The sequence below is a fragment of the Ramlibacter sp. MAHUQ-53 genome (assembly GCF_052600055.1).
This window is the reverse complement of record NZ_JBQWTS010000008.1, coordinates 217,439-234,402: the sequence shown is the minus strand read 5'-3', so window position 1 is coordinate 234,402 and position 16,964 is coordinate 217,439. Positions and strand designations below refer to the sequence as shown.

The 16,964-nt window shown below is 74.2% G+C and carries 12 protein-coding genes; 3 read left to right on the top strand and 9 right to left on the bottom strand.

The window, feature by feature from the left end:
- Positions 1-22: 22 nt before the first annotated feature.
- The gene (locus ACT80S_RS13910; protein WP_377416754.1) at positions 23-1,639 is read right to left on the bottom strand and encodes an ABC transporter permease; all 1,617 of its coding nucleotides are present in this window, start codon (positions 1,637-1,639) and stop codon (positions 23-25) included.
- 71 nt (positions 1,640-1,710) lie between these two features.
- On the opposite strand from ACT80S_RS13910, the gene ACT80S_RS13905 reads away from it, so the two are divergent.
- Together ACT80S_RS13905 and ACT80S_RS13900 are read left to right on the top strand one after the other, a co-directional pair.
- On the top strand, positions 1,711-2,898 hold the full coding sequence (locus ACT80S_RS13905; protein WP_377416752.1) for an ABC transporter ATP-binding protein: 1,188 nt from the start codon (positions 1,711-1,713) through the stop codon (positions 2,896-2,898).
- Between the two features lie 172 nt (positions 2,899-3,070).
- Positions 3,071-4,141 carry a GNAT family N-acetyltransferase gene (locus ACT80S_RS13900; protein ID WP_377416750.1) on the top strand — a complete coding sequence of 357 codons (1,071 nt, stop codon included), beginning with the start codon at positions 3,071-3,073 and terminating at the stop codon, positions 4,139-4,141.
- Here ACT80S_RS13900 and ACT80S_RS13895 read toward each other — a convergent pair.
- From ACT80S_RS13895 to ACT80S_RS13865, 7 genes are all read right to left on the bottom strand, one after another.
- A complete protein-coding gene (locus ACT80S_RS13895) occupies positions 4,098-4,892 on the bottom strand; it encodes a polysaccharide deacetylase family protein (RefSeq protein ID WP_377416748.1) in 795 nt (264 codons plus the stop codon). The two genes, ACT80S_RS13900 and ACT80S_RS13895, sit on opposite strands and share 44 nt — an antisense overlap.
- Before the next feature lie 176 nt (positions 4,893-5,068).
- Positions 5,069-5,809, bottom strand: coding sequence for a lysophospholipid acyltransferase family protein (locus ACT80S_RS13890; protein WP_377416746.1), 741 nt, complete (start codon positions 5,807-5,809; stop codon positions 5,069-5,071).
- Complete coding sequence (locus tag ACT80S_RS13885) at positions 5,806-7,110, bottom strand: dihydroorotase (protein ID WP_377416744.1); 1,305 nt, start codon at positions 7,108-7,110, stop codon at positions 5,806-5,808. The genes ACT80S_RS13890 and ACT80S_RS13885 overlap by 4 nt, the downstream gene beginning before the upstream one ends.
- A 4-nt stretch (positions 7,111-7,114) precedes the next feature.
- Positions 7,115-8,077, bottom strand: coding sequence for an aspartate carbamoyltransferase catalytic subunit (locus tag ACT80S_RS13880; RefSeq protein ID WP_377416742.1), 963 nt, complete (start codon positions 8,075-8,077; stop codon positions 7,115-7,117).
- Positions 8,078-8,080: 3 nt separating this feature from the next.
- Entirely contained in the window at positions 8,081-8,596 is a 516-nt protein-coding gene (gene pyrR / locus ACT80S_RS13875; RefSeq protein WP_377416740.1) for a bifunctional pyr operon transcriptional regulator/uracil phosphoribosyltransferase PyrR, read from the bottom strand.
- Positions 8,593-9,018: a Holliday junction resolvase RuvX gene (gene ruvX, locus ACT80S_RS13870; RefSeq protein ID WP_377416738.1), complete on the bottom strand. Its 426-nt coding sequence runs from the start codon at positions 9,016-9,018 to the stop codon at positions 8,593-8,595. Before ruvX ends, pyrR begins: the two co-directional genes overlap by 4 nt.
- Before the next feature lie 85 nt (positions 9,019-9,103).
- Positions 9,104-9,703, bottom strand: coding sequence for a YqgE/AlgH family protein (locus ACT80S_RS13865; protein ID WP_377416736.1), 600 nt, complete (start codon positions 9,701-9,703; stop codon positions 9,104-9,106).
- A gap of 36 nt (positions 9,704-9,739) precedes the next feature.
- Here ACT80S_RS13865 and ACT80S_RS13860 point away from each other — a divergent pair, with 36 nt between their 5' ends.
- On the top strand, positions 9,740-11,242 hold the full coding sequence (locus ACT80S_RS13860; protein ID WP_377416734.1) for a cryptochrome/photolyase family protein: 1,503 nt from the start codon (positions 9,740-9,742) through the stop codon (positions 11,240-11,242).
- Here ACT80S_RS13860 and ACT80S_RS13855 read toward each other — a convergent pair.
- Positions 11,223-16,958: a hybrid sensor histidine kinase/response regulator gene (locus ACT80S_RS13855; protein ID WP_377416732.1), complete on the bottom strand. Its 5,736-nt coding sequence runs from the start codon at positions 16,956-16,958 to the stop codon at positions 11,223-11,225. The two genes, ACT80S_RS13860 and ACT80S_RS13855, sit on opposite strands and share 20 nt — an antisense overlap.
- Positions 16,959-16,964: the final 6 nt, after the last annotated feature.

Sequence of the window (16,964 nt, the reverse complement as noted above, 5' to 3'; positions counted from 1 at the left end):
GAGGGGACCGGGCCCTTCGCCGTCAGCGCTGCTTCTCGCGCAGCGTGCGGCTCAGAAGCACCACAGGGATCAGCCCCACCAGCACCAGTGCCAGCGAAGGCAGGGCCGCCTCGCCCAGTCGCTCGTCACGCGCGAGCTGGTAGGCCACCACCGCCAGCGTGTCGGTGTTGAAGGGGCGCAGCACCATGGTGGCGGGCAGCTCCTTCATCACGTCGACGAACACCAGCAGCGAGGCCGCCACGGCCGACCGCCGCAGCAGCGGCCAGTGCACCCGCGTGAGCAGGCCGAAGCCGGCCGCGCCGAGCATGCGGGCCGAGTCGTCGAGCGTGGGGGGAATGCGGGCGTAGCCGCTTTGCATGGACTGCAGCGCCACCGACATGAAGCGCACCAGGTAGGCCCACACCACGCCCAGGACGGTGCCGGTGACCCAGTACACCGTGGGCGCCGAGGGCGCGACCTGCTGCAGCCAGCCCACCGGCAGCAGCAGCCCGACGACGATGACCGCGCCCGGCACCGCATAGCCCAGGCCGGCGAGCTGCACGACGGCGCGGGTGACGAGGTCGCCGCGCCGGCGCAGCGTGAACGCGAGCAGCAGCGCCAGGCCCACCGCGAGCGCCGCGCTGACCGTGCCCAGGCGCACGCTGTTCCAGGCCCACTGGAGGAAGCGGTCCCAGGGCAGCACCGACCAGTCGGCCGCCAGCGGCCGCAGCATGAAGGCCACCGGCAGCACGAAGCCCGCCAGCACCGGCAGGCTGCACACCGCCCAGGCCGCCACCGCCTTGCCGCCGGACAGCCGCACCGGCTGCGCCTCGCCCGAGCCGGCGCGCCCGCCGCGCGTGGCGGAGAAGCGCAGGCGGCGCTGCGCGCGGTGCTCGATCCACAGCACCATGCCCACCACCGCCAGCAGCGTCGTGGCCAGCTGCGCGGCGGCGACGCGGTTGTCCATGGCCAGCCAGGCCTTGTAGATGCCGGTGGTGAAGGTCTGGATGCCGAAGTAGCTGGTCACGCCGAAGTCGGCCAGCGTCTCCATCAGCGCCAGCGCCACGCCGGCGGCCACCGCCGGCCGGGCCAGCGGCAGGGCGACCTGGGCGATGCGCCGGCGCAGCGGCGCGCCGAGCAGGCGGGCCGCCTCCATCAGGTGCGCGGCGCGCTCGCCCAGGGCGGTGCGCGCCAGCAAGTAGACATACGGGTAGAGCGAGAACACCAGCACCCACACCGCGCCGGGCAGGTTGCGCACCTCGGGGAAGACACGCCCTTCCAGGCCGAAGGCGGCGCGCAGGCCCGACTGCAGCGGACCGCTGAACTGGAGGAAGTCGGTGTACGCGTAGGCGGTGACATAGGCCGGCATGGCCAGCGGCAGCAGCAGCGCCCACTCGAAGCTGCGGCGCCCGCGGAAGTCGAATAGCGTGACGGCCGCGGCGCAGGCCGTACCGACCACCGCCACGCCGGCGGCGACCGCGGCGCACAGCGCCAGGCTCGACAGGGCGTACCGGGGCAGGACGGTGGCCGCCATCTCCCGCAGGATGCCGGCGCTGGCGGCGTCCCACTGCGCCCAGGCGACCAGCACCCCGCCGACCGGCACGAGGAGCACGGCGGCGAGCAGCAACAGCAGGACGTCCTGGAATCGGGGCAGGCGCATGGGAGGGACCCAGGCGCAGCCTGGACCGGGAACGATGCAAATGAGAATTGTATGCATCTAGAATGGTGCTCATGCATTTGGAGCTGTCCGCGCTGGGCGTCCGGTATTCGGGCGCGACCCGTCCCTCGGTGGACCAGGTCTCGTTCGGCCTGCCGCGCGGCGACATCGGCGTGCTGATCGGCCCCTCGGGCTGCGGCAAGACGACGCTGCTGCGGGCCATCGCCGGCCTGGAGCGCGCGAGCGCGGGCGAGATCCGCATCTCCGGGCAGGTGGTGGGCAGCAAGCAGCTGCACGTGCCGGCCGAGGCCCGGCGCATCGGCATGGTGTTCCAGGACTACGCCCTCTTCCCGCACCTGGACGTGGGCCGCAACGTGGCCTTCGGCATCGAGCACCTGCCGCGGGCCGAGCGCGCGCAGCGGGTGGCCGAGGTGCTGGCCCTGGTGGGCCTGCCCGGCACCGAGCGGCGCATGCCGCACGAACTCTCCGGCGGGCAGCAGCAGCGCATCGCCCTGGCCCGCGCCCTGGCGCCCAAGCCGGAGCTGCTGCTGCTCGACGAGCCCTTCTCCAACCTCGACGTGGACCTGCGCGAGCGCCTGGCCCACGAGATCCGCGGCATCCTCAAGGCGGCCGGCGCGACGGCGCTGTTCGTCACGCACGACCAGCTCGAGGCCTTCGCCATCGGCGACGCCATCGGCGTGATGCACGAGGGCAAGCTGCACCAGTGGGACGACGCGTACTCGCTGTACCACCGCCCCGCGACCCGCTTCGTGGCCGACTTCATCGGCCACGGCGTGTTCACGCCGGCAACGATCCGCGAGGAAGGCGGCAAGGTGGTGGTGGACACGCCGCTGGGCCCGCTGGCCGACGTGGCCGAGTGCCCCCTGCCCTGCGCCTTCGCCGGCGGCGAGTGCGACGTGCTGCTGCGCGCCGACGACATCCTCCACGACGACGACGCGCCGGTGAAGGCGCAGATCGTGCGCAAGTCGTTCCGCGGCTCGGAATTTCTCTACACCCTGCGCCTGGCCAGCGGCCAGAGCGTGCTGGCGCATGTGCCCAGCCACCACGACCACAAGCTCGGCGAGTGGATCGGCATCCGCCCGCAGGTGGACCATGTGGTGACCTTCAACCGCGCCTGCGACCGCCACGGCCGCGACCTGTGCCAGATGCCCTGCACCGACACCTGCGCGTCGGCGGGCGCGGCGGCGCCCGCCACGGCCGGGGTGGCCGTGGTGCCGGTGGCGACGATCCGCGCGGCCTGAACCGGCCGGCGCGCCGCGCGACCTCACGCCCTCGCCCTCGCCTCAGCCCGCGCCTCAGCCCGCGCGCTCCGACCGCCGCCCGGCGCCGGAACGTCCGCAGGCGCCTGTTACCTGCGCTCACCGCGCCCGCCGCGACCGCCGGGTCCGGCGCATGATGCGCCGCATCCGCGCCATGCCCCTGGACCTCCTCACCGCCGACGAGCTCGACGCGCCCACGCTGGCGGCCTGGCGCGCGCTGCGCGCCGCCAACCCCGCCCTGGCCAGCCCCTGCTTCACGCCCGGCTTCGCGCGGGCCGTGGCCGCGGCGCGCCCCGACCTGCGCATCGGCGTGCTGCACGAGGGCGGGCGCATCACCGCCCTGTGGCCACACCAGAACGACCGCGGCCGCGGCGCGCCCGCCGGCGGCTCGCTGTCGGACCACCACGGCCTGGTGTGCGCCCCCGGCCTGCGTTGCGACTGGCCGGCCCTGCTGCGCGCGGCGGGCCTGGCCTGGTGGGCCTTCGACCACCTGCCCGCCGCACAGGCGCCGCCCGGCGCCGGCCGCACCGCCTCGCCGGCGCTGGACCTGGCGCAGGGCTACGCCGCCTGGCGCCAGCGCCGGCGCGAGGCCGGCGCCAGCCGCCTGGCACAGCTCGAACGCAAGGCGCGCAAGCTGGCGCGCGAGGTCGGCCCCCTGCGCTTCGAGGCGCACACGACGGACCGGCGCGTGTTCGACACGGTGCTGCGCCTGAAGTCGCGCCAGTGCCGGCGCACCGGCGTGCCCGACTTCTTCGCCTGGCCCTGGGCCCGCGCGCTCGCCCAGGCCGCCTGGCAGGCGCAGGAGGAAGACTTCGCCGGCCGCCTGAGCGCCCTGTACGCCGGCGACCAGCTGGTGGCCGCCCACCTGGGCCTGCGCTCGCCCCAGGCCTGGCACTGGTGGTTCCCGGTGTACGAGGCGGCGCATGCGGCGCACTCGCCCGGCGCCCTGCTGCTGCTGGAGGTGGCGCGCGCCGCCGCGGCCGGGGGCTGCGCGATGCTGGACCTGGGCCAGGGCGATGACGCCTACAAGGCCAGCTTCGCCGACACCGCCCTGCCGCTGGCCACCGGCTGGGTGGCGCGGCCCTCGCTGGCCAGCCTGGCCCAGGGCGCGCGCCGCGCCGCCCGCGCCTGGTGGCGGGGCAGCGGCGCGCTGCAGCCCCTGCGCGCGCTGGCCCGCCCGGTCATGCGACGGGCACGTGCCATTGCGGCAGCATCGCGCACCTGAGGGCATGCGCCGCGGCGCGGCGGCCGTCCTCCAGGCCGGTGGTCACGCGCGCGAGCAGCAGCGGCAGCGGCGTCGAGGCCCACACGGTGATGCGCGGCAGGCGCAGCGGGTCGACGCCCGGGCCCACCCGGCGGCTGACGGTGGTGGTGGCCCACTCGTAGCCCGCCGCCGCGACCCAGGCCGCGTGCTGGCGGGTGCAGCGGCCGTAGGGGTAGCTGAAGCTGCGCACGTCGGCGCCGACGGCCTGCTCCAGGTCATGCCGGCAGCGGGTGATCTCGTCGCGCGCGACCGCCGGCTCGCAGACGGTAAGGTCAACGTGGCGGCAGGTGTGCCCGCCCACCTCCATGCCGGCGCGCACCCAGGCGCGCAGGTGCGGCAGGTCCATCAGGGCCGCGGGCGGCACGCCCAGGGCGGTGTCCCACCGGTTGCTGCCGCCCACCTGCGAGCTCACCACGAAGGCGGTGGCGGTGAAACCCAGGTCGCACAGCACCGGCAGGGCGTGGGTGAAGTTGCTCAGGTAGCCATCGTCCAGCGTGATCCCCACCACCTTGCCCTGGCGCTCGCCGCGCAGGTAGGGCCCGAGGTCCCGCAGCGAGAGGCCGCGCCAGCCCAGGGCCTGCAGCGCCCGCAGCTGGCGCTCGAAGCGCGCGGGGGCGAGCACCAGGCTGTCCCAGGGCGTGCCGGCCGGGGGCGGCGGCGCCGTCTGGTGGTAGGAGAGGATGGCAATGGGCACGCGGACCGTGGGGCGCATGCCGACTTGTAGCAACCCCGGGCGCGGCGCGGGGGCCGCTGCCCCGGCCTTCGTGCAACAGGGCGTAAGCGAGGCCGGCGGCGAGCTCGGGACGATACGACCTGGCGACCTGGCGACCTGCCGGTCAGGCGGTCAGGCGGTCAGGCGGTCAGGCGGTCAGGCGGTCAGGCGGAGGCTCAGCCGGCCCGGCGCAAATCGTCCACCGCGCCGCGCAGGTCCGCCGCCCAGGCGCGGCGGTCACGGCCGGCGCCGGCCTGCGGCTCGCCGAAGCGCACCACCGCGAGGATGCGCGGCCCGGTGAGCGTGCGCCACAGCGAGCCCACCAGGGTGTCGTCGCCGATGTAGCACGGACTGAAGGACGGCTCGCGCGTGGCCGCGTCGATGAAGCGCAGGGCCACCGGCTGCACCGGCGCGTCGGCATGGAGCGCAGCCTGCAGCAGGTTGGCATGGAACGGCAGCAGCTCGCGGCCGTCGCTGGTCGTGCCCTCGGGGAAGACGGCCAGCACGTCGCCGGCCTCCAGGGCCTTCGCCATGTGGTGCACCACGCGCATCGCGTCGCGGCGCGAGGCGCGCTCGATGTAGAGCGTGCCGGCGCCGGTGGCCAGCCGGCCGATCAGGGGCCAGTGGTGGACGTCGGCCTTGGAGACGAAGCGGCAGTAGCGGCCGGCATGCAGCACCAGGATGTCGAGCCAGGAGATGTGGTTGGACACCAGCAGCGCCGGGCCGCTGGCGACGGGCCGGCCGTGGACCTCGAGGCCGATGCCCAGCACCGCGAGCATGCCGCGCGCCCAGCGCTGCACCTCGGCCTGGCGCTGCGCGGCGTCGAGCCGCGGAAAGCGGAAGGTGATGGTGGCCAGGCCGGCCAGCGCATGCGCCAGCGCACGCGCCAGCCGCCAGCCGGCGACGGCGGCTTTCACGCGGCCTGGCGCGCGTCGTGGGCGAGCTGGCCGCCCACCAGGGTGCAGCGCACCCGGCCCGGCAGCTCGTAGCCGGAGAAGGGCGTGTGCTTGCCCTGGCTGCGCAGGCTGGCGGGCGTGACCTGCCAGTGCGCCTGCGGGTCGACGATGCAGAGGTCGGCGACGCCGCCCTCGACCAGCTGCCCGCAGCTGGCCTGCAGCGTGCCCAGCGCACCGCCCAGCACCCGGGCCGGCTCGCTGGTGACCACGCCGAGCGCGCGCGGCAGGCCGGCGCCGGTTTCCTGGCCCCACTTGAGGGCCAGGCTCAGGAGCAGCTCCAGGCCGGTGGCGCCGGGCTCGGCCTCGGCGAACGGCAGGGTCTTGGCGTCCTCGTCGACCGGGGTGTGGTCGGAGACCAGGGCGTCGACGGTGCCGTCGGCCAGCGCCTCGCGCAGGGCGTCGCGGTCACGCTGCTGGCGCACCGGCGGGTTCAGGCGCAGGCGGCTGTCGAAGTAGCCGATGTCGGCGTCGGTCAGGTGCAGCGAGTTGATGCTCACGTCGCAGGTGACCGGCAGGCCCTGGGCCTTGGCCTGGCGCACCAGCTCGATGCCGGCGGCGCTGGAGAGGCGGCACAGGTGCACCCGCGCGCCGGTGGACTTCATCAGCTCGAAGATGGTGAACAGGGCGATGGTCTCGGCGGCCACCGGCACGCCCGCCAGGCCCAGGCGCGTGGCCAGCGGGCCGCTGGCGGCGACGCCCTTGCCCAGGTGGATCTCCTGCGGGCGCAGCCAGACGGTGTAGCCGAAGGTGGCGGCGTACTGGAGCGCGCGCTGCATCACCTGGGTGTTGCCCAGGGCGACCTCGGCCTGCGAGAAGCCCACGCAGCCGGCCTCGGTGAGTTCGGCCATCTCGGTGAGCACCTCGCCCTTGAGGCCGCGGGTCAGCGCACCCAGGGGGAAGACGCGGGCCTGGTGCAGCTTCTCGGCGCGCATCTTGAGCATCTCGACCAGGCCGGGCTCGTCGAGCACCGGGTCGGTGTCGGGCGGGCAGACCAGGCTGGTCACGCCGCCGGCGACGGCCGCGGCCATCTCGCTTTCCAGCATGCCCTCGTGCTCGTAGCCGGGCTCGCGCAGGCGCGCGGCCAGGTCCACCAGGCCGGGGATCACCAGGCAGCCGCGGGCATCGATCTCCTTGCTGGCGGCGAAGCCCTCGGGCGTGCGGTTGATGCCGACGATGCGGCCAGCAGCCACGGCGACGTCGCAGATCTCGTCGAAATTGGAGGCCGGGTCGATCACCCGGCCGTTCTTGATCAGGATCTTCATCTCGTTATGCCTCGTTGCCCGCGACGATGCTCATGACCGCGCTGCGCACGGCGATGCCGAAGGTCACCTGCGGCAGGATCACGCTCTGCTTGCCATCCACCACCGCGGAGTCGATCTCCACGCCGCGGTTGATCGGGCCGGGGTGCATGACGATGGCGTCGGGCTTGGCCAGCTGCAGCTTCTCGGGCGTCAGGCCGAAGCTCTTGAAGAACTCCTGCGAGGACGGCAGCAGCGCGCCGGACATGCGCTCGTTCTGCAGGCGCAGCATGATGACCACGTCGCAGCCCTTGATGCCTTCCTCGAGGGTGTGGCACACGCGCACACCCATGTGGCTCATGTCACTGGGCACCAGGGTCTTGGGGCCGACCACGCGGACCTCGGCGCAGCCCAGGGTGGTCAGCGCGTGGATGTCCGAGCGGGCCACGCGCGAGTGCAGCACGTCGCCGACGATGGCCACCGTGAGGTTGGAGAAGTCCTTCTTGAAGTGCCGGATGGTGTACATGTCCAGCAGGCCCTGCGTGGGGTGCGCATGGCGGCCGTCACCGGCGTTGATCACGTGCACGTGGGGCGCGACATGCTGGGCGATCAGGTAGGGCGCGCCCGACTCGCTGTGGCGCACCACGAACATGTCGGCGGCCATGGCCGAGAGGTTGGCGATGGTGTCCAGCAGCGACTCGCCCTTGGCGGCGGAGGAGCGCGCGATGTCCAGGTTGATCACGTCGGCCGACAGGCGCGTGGCCGCGATCTCGAAGGTGGTGCGGGTGCGCGTGCTGTTCTCGAAGAACAGGTTGAATACGCTCTTGCCCCGCAGCAGCGGCACCTTCTTGACCTCGCGGTCGTTCACGCTCACGAAGGAGGCGGCGGTGTCCAGGATGTGCGTGATGATGTCGCGCGGCAGGCCCTCGGTGGAGAGCAGGTGAATCAGTTCACCGTGTTTGTTCAGTTGGGGGTTTCGCTTGGACAGCATCGTTCAGGAACCTTCCACCTGGAAGCGGAAGCCGCCCTGGGCATCACGCGCCAGGGCCAGCGATTGGGAAGCCGGCAGCGACACGCGCGCCGCCGCGAAATCGGCCTGCACCGGCAGCTCGCGACCGCCGCGGTCCACCAGGACGGCCAGCTGCACGCTGGCGGGGCGGCCGTAGTCGAACAGTTCGTTGAGCACGGCGCGCAGGGTGCGGCCGGTGTAGAGCACGTCGTCGAGCAGGACGATGTGGGCGTCGTTGACGTCGAAGGCCAGCTGGGTCTGCTGGCCGCCGCCGGCCATGCCGCGGCGGGCGAAGTCGTCGCGGTGCATGGCCGAGGAAATGATGCCGGGCTTGCCCGCCAGGCCCAGGTCGGCCTGCAGGCGCTCGGCCAGCCAGGCACCGCCGGAGGTCACGCCCACCAGCTTCGACTCGGGACGCAGCAGCGAGCGCACGCCGCGCAGCAGCTCGCGGTACAGCGCCTCGGCGTCGAGCATCAGCGCACCTGCGGGTGCAACGGTCATCCCATACTCCTCAAGAACTGTTCAAGAATCACGCAGGCCGCGCCGGCGTCGGCATCCGCCGCGCCGCTGGCCAGGGCCTCGGTGGTGCTGTATCGCTCGTCCACCTCGTAGACCGGCAGCTTCGGGAACTTCGAGCGCAGCTGGCGCGCGAATTTCCGGGCCCGGGCGGTATTTTCGTGGCTGGCGCCATCGGGGTGGAAGGGCACGCCCACGACCAGGGCGTCGGGCTGCCACTCGCGCACCCGGGCCTCGACCTCCGCCAGCCGCGCCTCGGCGCCCTCGGCGCGGATGGTGCGCTGGGGCGTGGCGGTGCGCAGCATGCGGTTGCCCGAGGCCACCCCGGTGCGCTTGAGCCCGTAATCGAAGGCGAGGAAGGTCTGGAAGTGGGCGGGGACGTCGGGTTGCGTGGCCGGATGGCTCATGCCCCGGCCCCCATGCTCGGCACTTCGTGTCCGTCGCTGCCCCCCGAGGGGGTGTTCGCTGTCTTGGGGCGGCCCGGCGCTGCGCTCATGCGTGCCCCGCCTCCGACGACAGCATCCAGGCCTGCAGCCCCAGCAGGCCCAGCGCCTTGTCGTAGCGCTGGTCGATGGGGGTGTCGAAGATGATGGCCTGGTCGGCGCCGACGGTGAGCCAGCTGTTCTCGGCCAGCTCGGACTCCAGCTGGCCCTCGCCCCACTGCGCGTAGCCCAGGGAGACCAGCACCTTGCGCGGGCCGGCGCCGGTGGACAGGGCCTCGAGCACGTCCTTCGAGGTGGTCATCTCCAGGCCGCCGGGGATGGTCATGGTGGAGGCGTAGACCGTGTCCTCGGGCTTGTCCTCGCCGGCAAAGACGGCCTCATGCAGCACGAAGCCGCGCTCGGTGGCGACCGGGCCGCCCTGGAACACCGGGGCGGCGACGAGGTCGGGCCGCGACAGCGGCAGGTCGACCTTGTCGAACAGGTGCTTGAGGCTGATGTCGCTGGGCTTGTTGATCATGATGCCCAGCGCGCCGCGCGGGCTGTGCTCGCACAGGTAGACCACGCTGCGGGCGAAGGTCTCGTCCTCCAGCCCCGGCATCGCGATCAGGAAATGATGCGTGAGGTTCATGGGGGAGGCGTCGGCGGGCATGATCGCGATTTTACGCACCCCGTTCGGTTCCAGGGCATGCACGACAAACCCCACGACAAGCACTACCCCGCCGGCCTGGTCTGGCTGCGCCGCGACCTGCGCGCGCACGACAACGCCGCCCTGTACCGCGCCCTGCGCGCCTGCCGCAAGGTGCACTGCGCCTTCGTCTTCGACACCGCCATCCTCGACCCCCTGCCCCGGGCCGACCGGCGCGTGGAGTTCATCCGCGAGTCGCTGGTGCAGCTGGACGAGGCCCTGCGCGCCCTGGCCGGCCGCGAGGCCGCCGGCCTGATCGTGCGCCACGGCGTGGCGGCCGCCGAGATCCCGCGCCTGGCCCGCGAGCTGGGGGTGCAGGCGGTCTTCGCCGCCCACGACGACGAGCCCCCCGCCCTGGCGCGCGATGCGCGCGTGCGCGGCGCGCTGGCCGACATCGGCGTGGCCCTGCACACCACCAAGGACCATGTCATCTTCCAGCGCCACGAGGTGATGACCCAGGTCGGCAAGCCCTACGCGGTGTTCACCCCGTACAAGAAGGCCTGGCTGGCCAAGGTGGACGATTTCTACCTGAAGTCCTACCCCGTCGAGCGCCATGCCGGCGCGCTGGCGGACCGGCCCGAGGCGCTGCGCCTGCCGGTGCCCGCCCTGGCCGACATCGGCTTCGAGCCGACCAACCTCGCGCAGCTGCCCCTGCCCGTGGGCGCCGCCGGCGGGCGTCGGCTGTTCGAGGAGTTCCTGCACCGCATCGACCATTACCAGGAGGCGCGCGACTTCCCCGCAGTCAAGGGCCCGAGCTACCTGAGCGTGCACCTGCGATTCGGCACGGTGTCGATCCGCGAGCTGGCGCGCGAGGCCCACGCCCGGGCCCGGGCCGGCAGCGCCGGCGCGCAGACCTGGCTGTCCGAGCTGGTGTGGCGCGACTTCTACTTCCAGGTGCTGGCCAACTTCCCGCACGTGGTGGACGAACAGGGCGGCAGCCACAGCTTCCGGCCGGAGTACGACAAGATCCGCTGGGAGCACGGCAAGCCGGCCCAGGCGCTGTTCGCGGCCTGGTGCGAGGGCCGCACCGGCTACCCGCTGGTGGACGCCGCCATGCACCAGCTGAACCAGACCGGCTACATGCACAACCGCCTGCGCATGGTGGTGGCCAGCTTCCTCACCAAGGACCTGGGGCTGGACTGGCGCTGGGGCGAGCGCTACTTCGCCGAGAAGCTCAACGACTTCGACCTGGCCGCCAACAACGGCGGCTGGCAATGGGCCAGTTCCTCGGGCTGCGACGCGCAGCCCTATTTCCGCATCTTCAACCCGGTGAGCCAGAGCCGGAAGTTCGACCCGGAGGGCAGGTTCATCCTGCGCTACCTGCCGCAGCTGGCGGGCCTGGCGCCGCAGGCGCTGCACGAACCCTGGGCGGCGTCGCCGCTGGAGCTGGAGGCCGCGGGCGTGGCGCTGGGACGCGACTACCCGCTGCCGGTGGTGGCGCACGACGAGGCGCGCGAGCGCACGCTGGCCCGCTACGCCGTGGTCAAGAAGGCCGCGGCGTAGCCACCGCCTCGCCGGCCGCGTCCGCGGCGTCCGTGGCGTCCGCTGGGCCCGCTGAGGCTGCGGTGGCTGTGGTGGCTGTGGTGACCCTGGCGCCGCCGGGCTCGGCGCCGCGCGCGGCATAACGCCGCACCAGCCCGAGGAGCTCGTCCTCCGCGTAGGGCTTGCCGAGGTAGTGGTTGACGCCCAGTTCGGCCGCATGGTCGCGGTGCTTCTGGGCGATGCGCGAGGTGATCATGACCACCGGCAGGCCGGCCCAGCGCGGGTCGCCCCGCAGGTTGCGCACCAGGTCGAAGCCGTCCATGCGCGGCATCTCGATGTCCGACAGCACCACCGCCGGCGCCTCCTGCGCCAGGCGCTCCAGCGCCTGCAGGCCGTCGGCCGCCAGCGCCACGCGGAAGCCCTCGCGCTGCAGCAGGCGCTGGGTGACGCGGCGCACGGTGATGGAGTCGTCGACCACCAGCACCAGCGGGGCCTGGGCCGGCGCCGCCAGGGGCGTGCCCGCGACCGCCTCGCCGCCGCCCTGGCCCCAGGCCTGCGCCGCGGCCCCGTACACCGAGGCCAGCGCGACGGGGTTGTAGATCAGGACCACCGCGCCGGAGGCCAGCACCGTCATGCCCGCCAGCCCCGGCAGCCGGGCGAGCTGCGGGCCGAGGTGCTTGACCACCACTTCCTGGTGCCCCAGCACTTCGTCGACCCGCACCGCCACCCGCTGGGCCGCGCTGCGCAGGACCAGGACCGGGATCGAGCGACCCGGAGTCTCGGTGCTGCCCTTCGAGGCGCGCAGCAGCGCCCCGCCCCAGTGGAACGGCAGGGGCTCACCCCCCTGCAGCAGTCGGCCCTCGCGCGCGGCCTGCGCCACCTCGTCGGGCGTGGCGCGGTGGATGATCTCCACCAGGTGCGCCGGCACGCCGAAGGACAGCGCGCCGCAGCGCACCATGACGACCTGCGTGACCGCCGTGGTCAGGGGCAGCACCAGCCGGAAGCGCGTGCCCTCGCCGCCGCGCGAGGCGGTCTCGATGCGCCCGCCCAGGGCCTGCACCTCGGCGCGCACCACGTCCATGCCGATGCCGCGGCCGGCCAGCTCGGTCAGCGCGCCGGCGGTGGAAAAGCCGGGCGTGAAGATCAGGCTGGCGGACTCCTCCTCGCCCAGGGGCGCGTCGGCCGGCCACAGGCCCAGGGCCACGGCCTTCTCGCGGATGCGCTCGACCTGGAGGCCGGCGCCGTCGTCCTCGAAATCGACCGAGACATCGTTGCCCTCCTGCGCCAGCGCGATGCGGATGCGGCCCACCGCCGGCTTGCCCGCCTGCGCGCGCTGCGCCGGCGCCTCGATGCCGTGGGCCACGGCGTTGCGCAGCAGGTGCTCGAAGGCCGGCGTCATCCGGTCGAGGATGCCGCGGTCCATCTCGATGGTGCCGCCCACCAGCTCCAGGGCCACCTGCTTGCCGGCATCCGCCGCGGCCAGGCGCACCACGCGGTGCAGGCGGTCGGCGATGGACTCGAACTCCACCATCCGCGTGCGCAGCAGGTCGCGCTGCAGCTCGCGGGTCTGGCGCGCCTGGGCGGCCAGGCCGTCCTCGGCCGCCTCGACGGTGCGCTGCAGGGTGCGCTGCACCGTGGCCACGTCGTCGACGGACTCGGCCATCATGCGCGTGAGCTCCTGGACGCGGGTGAATCGGTCGAACTCCAGCGGGTCGAAGCCGGCGGTGTCGCGGGCGTGGGCCAGGCGCGACTGCATCTGCAGCTCGGCCTGCAGCTCCACGTCGCGCAGCTGGCCGCGCAGGCGGTCGAGGTTGCCCGTGAGCTCCTGCAGCGCGCCGCGCAGGTGGCGCACCTCGGACTCCAGCCGCGAACGGGAGATCATGACCTCGCCGGCCTGGTTCATCAGGCGGTCCAGCAGCTGCGAGTTGACGCGTACCGCGTGGCCGGGGGCGCGCGCCGGCGGCGTGGTGGCCAGCGGCGCCGCGATGGGTGCGGGGGCCGGCTCGGCCTCGCCGGCGGCCTCCGGCGGCGCCTCGGGCTCGGGCTCGGTCGCGGCCGCCGCGCGGGACGGCTCGCCGGCGGGCTCGGCCGGGACATCGGTCCGGACATCGGCCGGTGCCAGGCGCAGGGCGTCGAACGCCGCCTGGAGCTCGTCGAAGGCCTGCAGCAGGGGCTGGACGTCGTCGGCTGTGGCGTCCTCCTCGAGCGCCTCGATGCGCGACTCCAGCGCATGCGCCTGTTCGCCCAGCGCCAGCGCGCCGGCCAGGCGGGCGCCGCCCTTGAGCGTATGCAGCAGGCGCAGGGCCTCGTCGCGCGGGCCACGCCGCTCGGGCTGGCCGTGCCACTGGCGCAGGACGCTGCCCAGGGCGGGGAGCAGCTCCAGGGCCTCCTCCTCGAAGAAGGGGAACAGGTCGCGGTCGGGCGCGGTCCGGCCTCGCGCGGTGTCGGGATCGCTGTCGGCGCGGGCGGGCTGGGCGCGCGCGGGAGGCGCGGCCAGGGTGTCCAGCGCGTCCAGGGCCGCGGCCACCTCGGGCCGCGCCGCGGGCAGGAAGCCGGCCGCGAACTGGTGCAGCAGCCGGCGGATTTCCTCGGCCGCGTCGGTCCAGGCCTGGGCATGCGGGGCCGCGGCGCAGGACAGGGCGCGCGCCGCGTCGAACGAGGACTCCAGGCGGCGGGCCAGCGCGGACAGCGCGACGAAGCCGACCGTCGAGGAGCTGCCGGCCAGCGAATGGGCCAGGGCAGCCAGGGTCGCGGGCACCGGCTGCTGCGGGTCACGCGCCCACTCGGCCAGCGACGCCTGCAGGCGCAGGGAGCCCTCGTCGGCCTCGCCGAGGTAGACATTGATCAGGGCCGGGGACGCGGATGCGGGCTCGGCGGGCGCGCCGGGTTCGAAGGCCGCGGCGGCCGCCTCCGCTTCGGCGGCGCCGGCCGGCGCCGGGGACTCCCGGACGTCGAAGGCCTCGGCGACCTCGCCCCCCTTGGCCGGATCCATCGAGTCCACCGGCTCGGGAACCTCCACCGGCTCCGCGACCTCCGCGACCTCGACAGCTTCGACAGCTTCGACAGCTTCGACAGCTTCGACAGCTTCGACAGCTTCGACAGCTTCGACAGCTTCGACAGCTTCGACAGCTTCGACAGCTTCGACAGCCTCGACAGCCTCCATGGGTTCCACGGACTCCACCAGCGCGGCCGCCTCGGCATCGCCGGGAAAGCGCCAGCGCACGGGCACCACACCGTCCCGCCAGGCCTGGGCGGGCGACTCGAACAGGGACGGCGACCAGCCCGGGTCACGGCCCGCGGCGATGTCGTCCGCCCAGCGCGCCAGCCCCTCCAGGCCACGGCCGGCGAAGCCGCGCATGGCGTCGCTGGCGGGCTGCTGGTCCGCCAGCCAGGCGTTGAGGACCTGCTCCATCGCCCAGGCGCCCTCGCCGAAGGCCTGCAGGCCGACCATGCGCGAGCTGCCCTTGAGCGTGTGGAAGGCGCGGCGCAGCGTGGTGAGCGCGGCGAGGTCCGAGGGCTCGGCCACCAGCACGTCCAGGGCCTCGCGGCCGGCGGCGATGACCTCGCGGGCCTCCTCGAGGAAGATGGCCAGCAGCTCGGCCTCCTCGTCGGCAGGGTCGACTTCCACGACCTCCACCGCCTCCAGCCCAGCCCAGGCCGGCACCTCCTCGACCTCCAGGGAACCGGCCGCCCGCTCGGCGCGGAAGGCCTCCATGAGGTCGGCAGCGCCGTCGGCCTCGACCGCCTCGATGGCTTGGATCCCCGCGACCGCCCCAGGCGCCTGGATGCCTGCGGCCGCCTCCGGCGCATCCACGGCATCCACGGCTTCGGAAGCCTCGACCGCGTCGGAAGCCTCCGCGGCGGCGGTGCTCCCGGCCGCCTCCGCCACCGTGGCCGGCAGCGCCCCCTGCTGGGCCAGCGCCTGCAGCTCCGGCAGGTCGGACAGCTCCGGCAAGGCCTCGGCCAGGGCCGCCTCCAGCGGCGGCTCGGGCTGCACGGCCGGCGGCGCACTGATGCGGCCCATGAGCGGGCGCAGCGCGCCCGCCACGTCATCGAACACGAACAACTGGCGCGCCAGCGCGGGCTGGTAGCCCAGCATGTCGACCAGCAGGCCCAGCGCGCCCAGGTTGTTGCCCAGGCGCTCGACGCCCGGCGGCGGCTCGTCCGGCGCGCTGGCGAGGATGGCCTGCACCGCCTCGCGCATCGCGGCCACGGCCTGGACCGCATGGTCCAGCCCCAGGACCGAGAGCACGCCCCGCATCTGCGACAGGTGGCCCGGCACGCCCCCCAGCGGGGTGCGGTCCCGCGGCTGGCGGAAAAAGGCGTCCAGCGACTTCTCGAGCTCGCCCAGCGTGGCCCGCAGTTCGCCGACCACGCTACCCATGGACTGGCGGTCGCTCACCTGGCGGTACAGCGTTTCCATCCAGGGCTCGAGCGGCCCGGGAGCCCCGCCGTGGCGCACCTGGTCGAGCCGCTGCGCGAGCTGCTGCGCGCGCTGGGCCAGCGCCTCGTCGGACGGGTCGAATTCCTGCAGCAGGGCCTCGAGGAACAGGATGGCAGTGGCCGCCTCCATGGCTTGCGCCGGGGGCGGCGCCTCGGCCACCACCACGGCCTCGCCCGCCACGGCCCCCAGGGCCTGCGCCAGCGGCGCCAGCGGCGGATGCAGCCGGGTGAGGGCCTCGCCCAGGCCGGTGAACAGCTCGCCGGTGGTGCGCAGGCGGCTGGTGTCACCGCCGGCCAGGGCCGACCAGCCTTCGCGTGCGGCGGCCACGCGCTTGCGCACCTGGGCCAGCAGCCCGGGGTCGTAGCGGCCGTAGCGCTCCTGCTCGTAGTCGACCGGCGCATGCTGCTCCAGGCGCCAGGCCCGGCGCACCGCGGCCAGCCGGGGCGCCCGGCCCGCCTCGGCCGGCGCGGCCTGGGCGCAGAAGAAGGCCAGGTCCTGCGCCAGGCGCTCGGACACGCCGGCCTCGCCGCGCGCCAGCTGCGCGTACTGCAGCAGCACCCGCGAGGCGGCGCGCTTGGCGTAGACATCACCGGACAGCAGCCCCTGCGCCAGCGCCTCGAAGAAGCCGGTGGCCACCGCCCAGAAGCCGCGCACCTCGCGCGCACCCGGCGCAGCGGCCAGGGCGGCGCAGATGCCGGCAAGCTCGCCGGCCGCGGCCGGGTCGGCCGACTTGACCACGCGCAGGACCGACTGGTCCATGCGCGCGCGCACCGCGGCGCCCTCGGCCAGCGGCGCGCCGCCGAGGTCGGGCGCCTCCAGCCACTGCCAGTCGAACGGCCACAGGTCGGCCGGGTGGATGCGGTCCGCGCCCCACAGCGCCTGGACGTCACGGTATTGCGGGAACAGCGCCACCGGCTGCTGCGGCTTGCCGTGCAGCAGGCCCTCGAGGTAGTCGGCCACCGCGAAGCCGGCGCGCTCCACGCGCGCAGCGGCGGCCTCGTCGCACAGGGCCGGGCGCTCGGTGAAGCGGTGCACCGCCTGCTCCATCGCGCGCAGCACCTGGGCCGGCGCGGACAGGCCGACCATCTCCAGCGCCCCCACCGCCTGGTGCAGCTGCTGGCGGGCCTGGCGCAGCGCGCCGGTGTCGGGCACCGCGCCCTGGGCCACCTCGCGCACGAAGCGCCGCAGCGCGTTCGAGGCGCCCTCCAGCGACTTGCGCAATTCGTCCATGACCCAGGCCAGCGGCCCGAGGTCGTCCGCGGCGAGTCCGGTGTCGGGCGCGGTCTGGCTCATGGCGGG

Excerpts from the sequence above, each read along its gene's own strand:
- ACT80S_RS13910 (WP_377416754.1), bottom strand. The coding sequence starts at position 1,639 with ATGCGCCTGCCCCGATTCCAGGACGTCCTGCTGTTGCTGCTCGCCGCC.
- ACT80S_RS13885 (WP_377416744.1), bottom strand. The coding sequence starts at position 7,110 with ATGAAGATCCTGATCAAGAACGGCCGGGTGATCGACCCGGCCTCCAAT.
- ACT80S_RS13895 (WP_377416748.1), bottom strand. The coding sequence starts at position 4,892 with ATGCGCCCCACGGTCCGCGTGCCCATTGCCATCCTCTCCTACCACCAG.
- ruvX (WP_377416738.1), bottom strand. The coding sequence starts at position 9,018 with ATGAGCCATCCGGCCACGCAACCCGACGTCCCCGCCCACTTCCAGACC.
- ACT80S_RS13880 (WP_377416742.1), bottom strand. The coding sequence starts at position 8,077 with ATGCTGTCCAAGCGAAACCCCCAACTGAACAAACACGGTGAACTGATT.
- ACT80S_RS13900 (WP_377416750.1), top strand. The coding sequence starts at position 3,071 with ATGCCCCTGGACCTCCTCACCGCCGACGAGCTCGACGCGCCCACGCTG.
- ACT80S_RS13860 (WP_377416734.1), top strand. The coding sequence starts at position 9,740 with ATGCACGACAAACCCCACGACAAGCACTACCCCGCCGGCCTGGTCTGG.
- ACT80S_RS13905 (WP_377416752.1), top strand. The coding sequence starts at position 1,711 with ATGCATTTGGAGCTGTCCGCGCTGGGCGTCCGGTATTCGGGCGCGACC.
- ACT80S_RS13855 (WP_377416732.1), bottom strand. The coding sequence starts at position 16,958 with ATGAGCCAGACCGCGCCCGACACCGGACTCGCCGCGGACGACCTCGGG.
- ACT80S_RS13865 (WP_377416736.1), bottom strand. The coding sequence starts at position 9,703 with ATGCCCGCCGACGCCTCCCCCATGAACCTCACGCATCATTTCCTGATC.
- pyrR (WP_377416740.1), bottom strand. The coding sequence starts at position 8,596 with ATGACCGTTGCACCCGCAGGTGCGCTGATGCTCGACGCCGAGGCGCTG.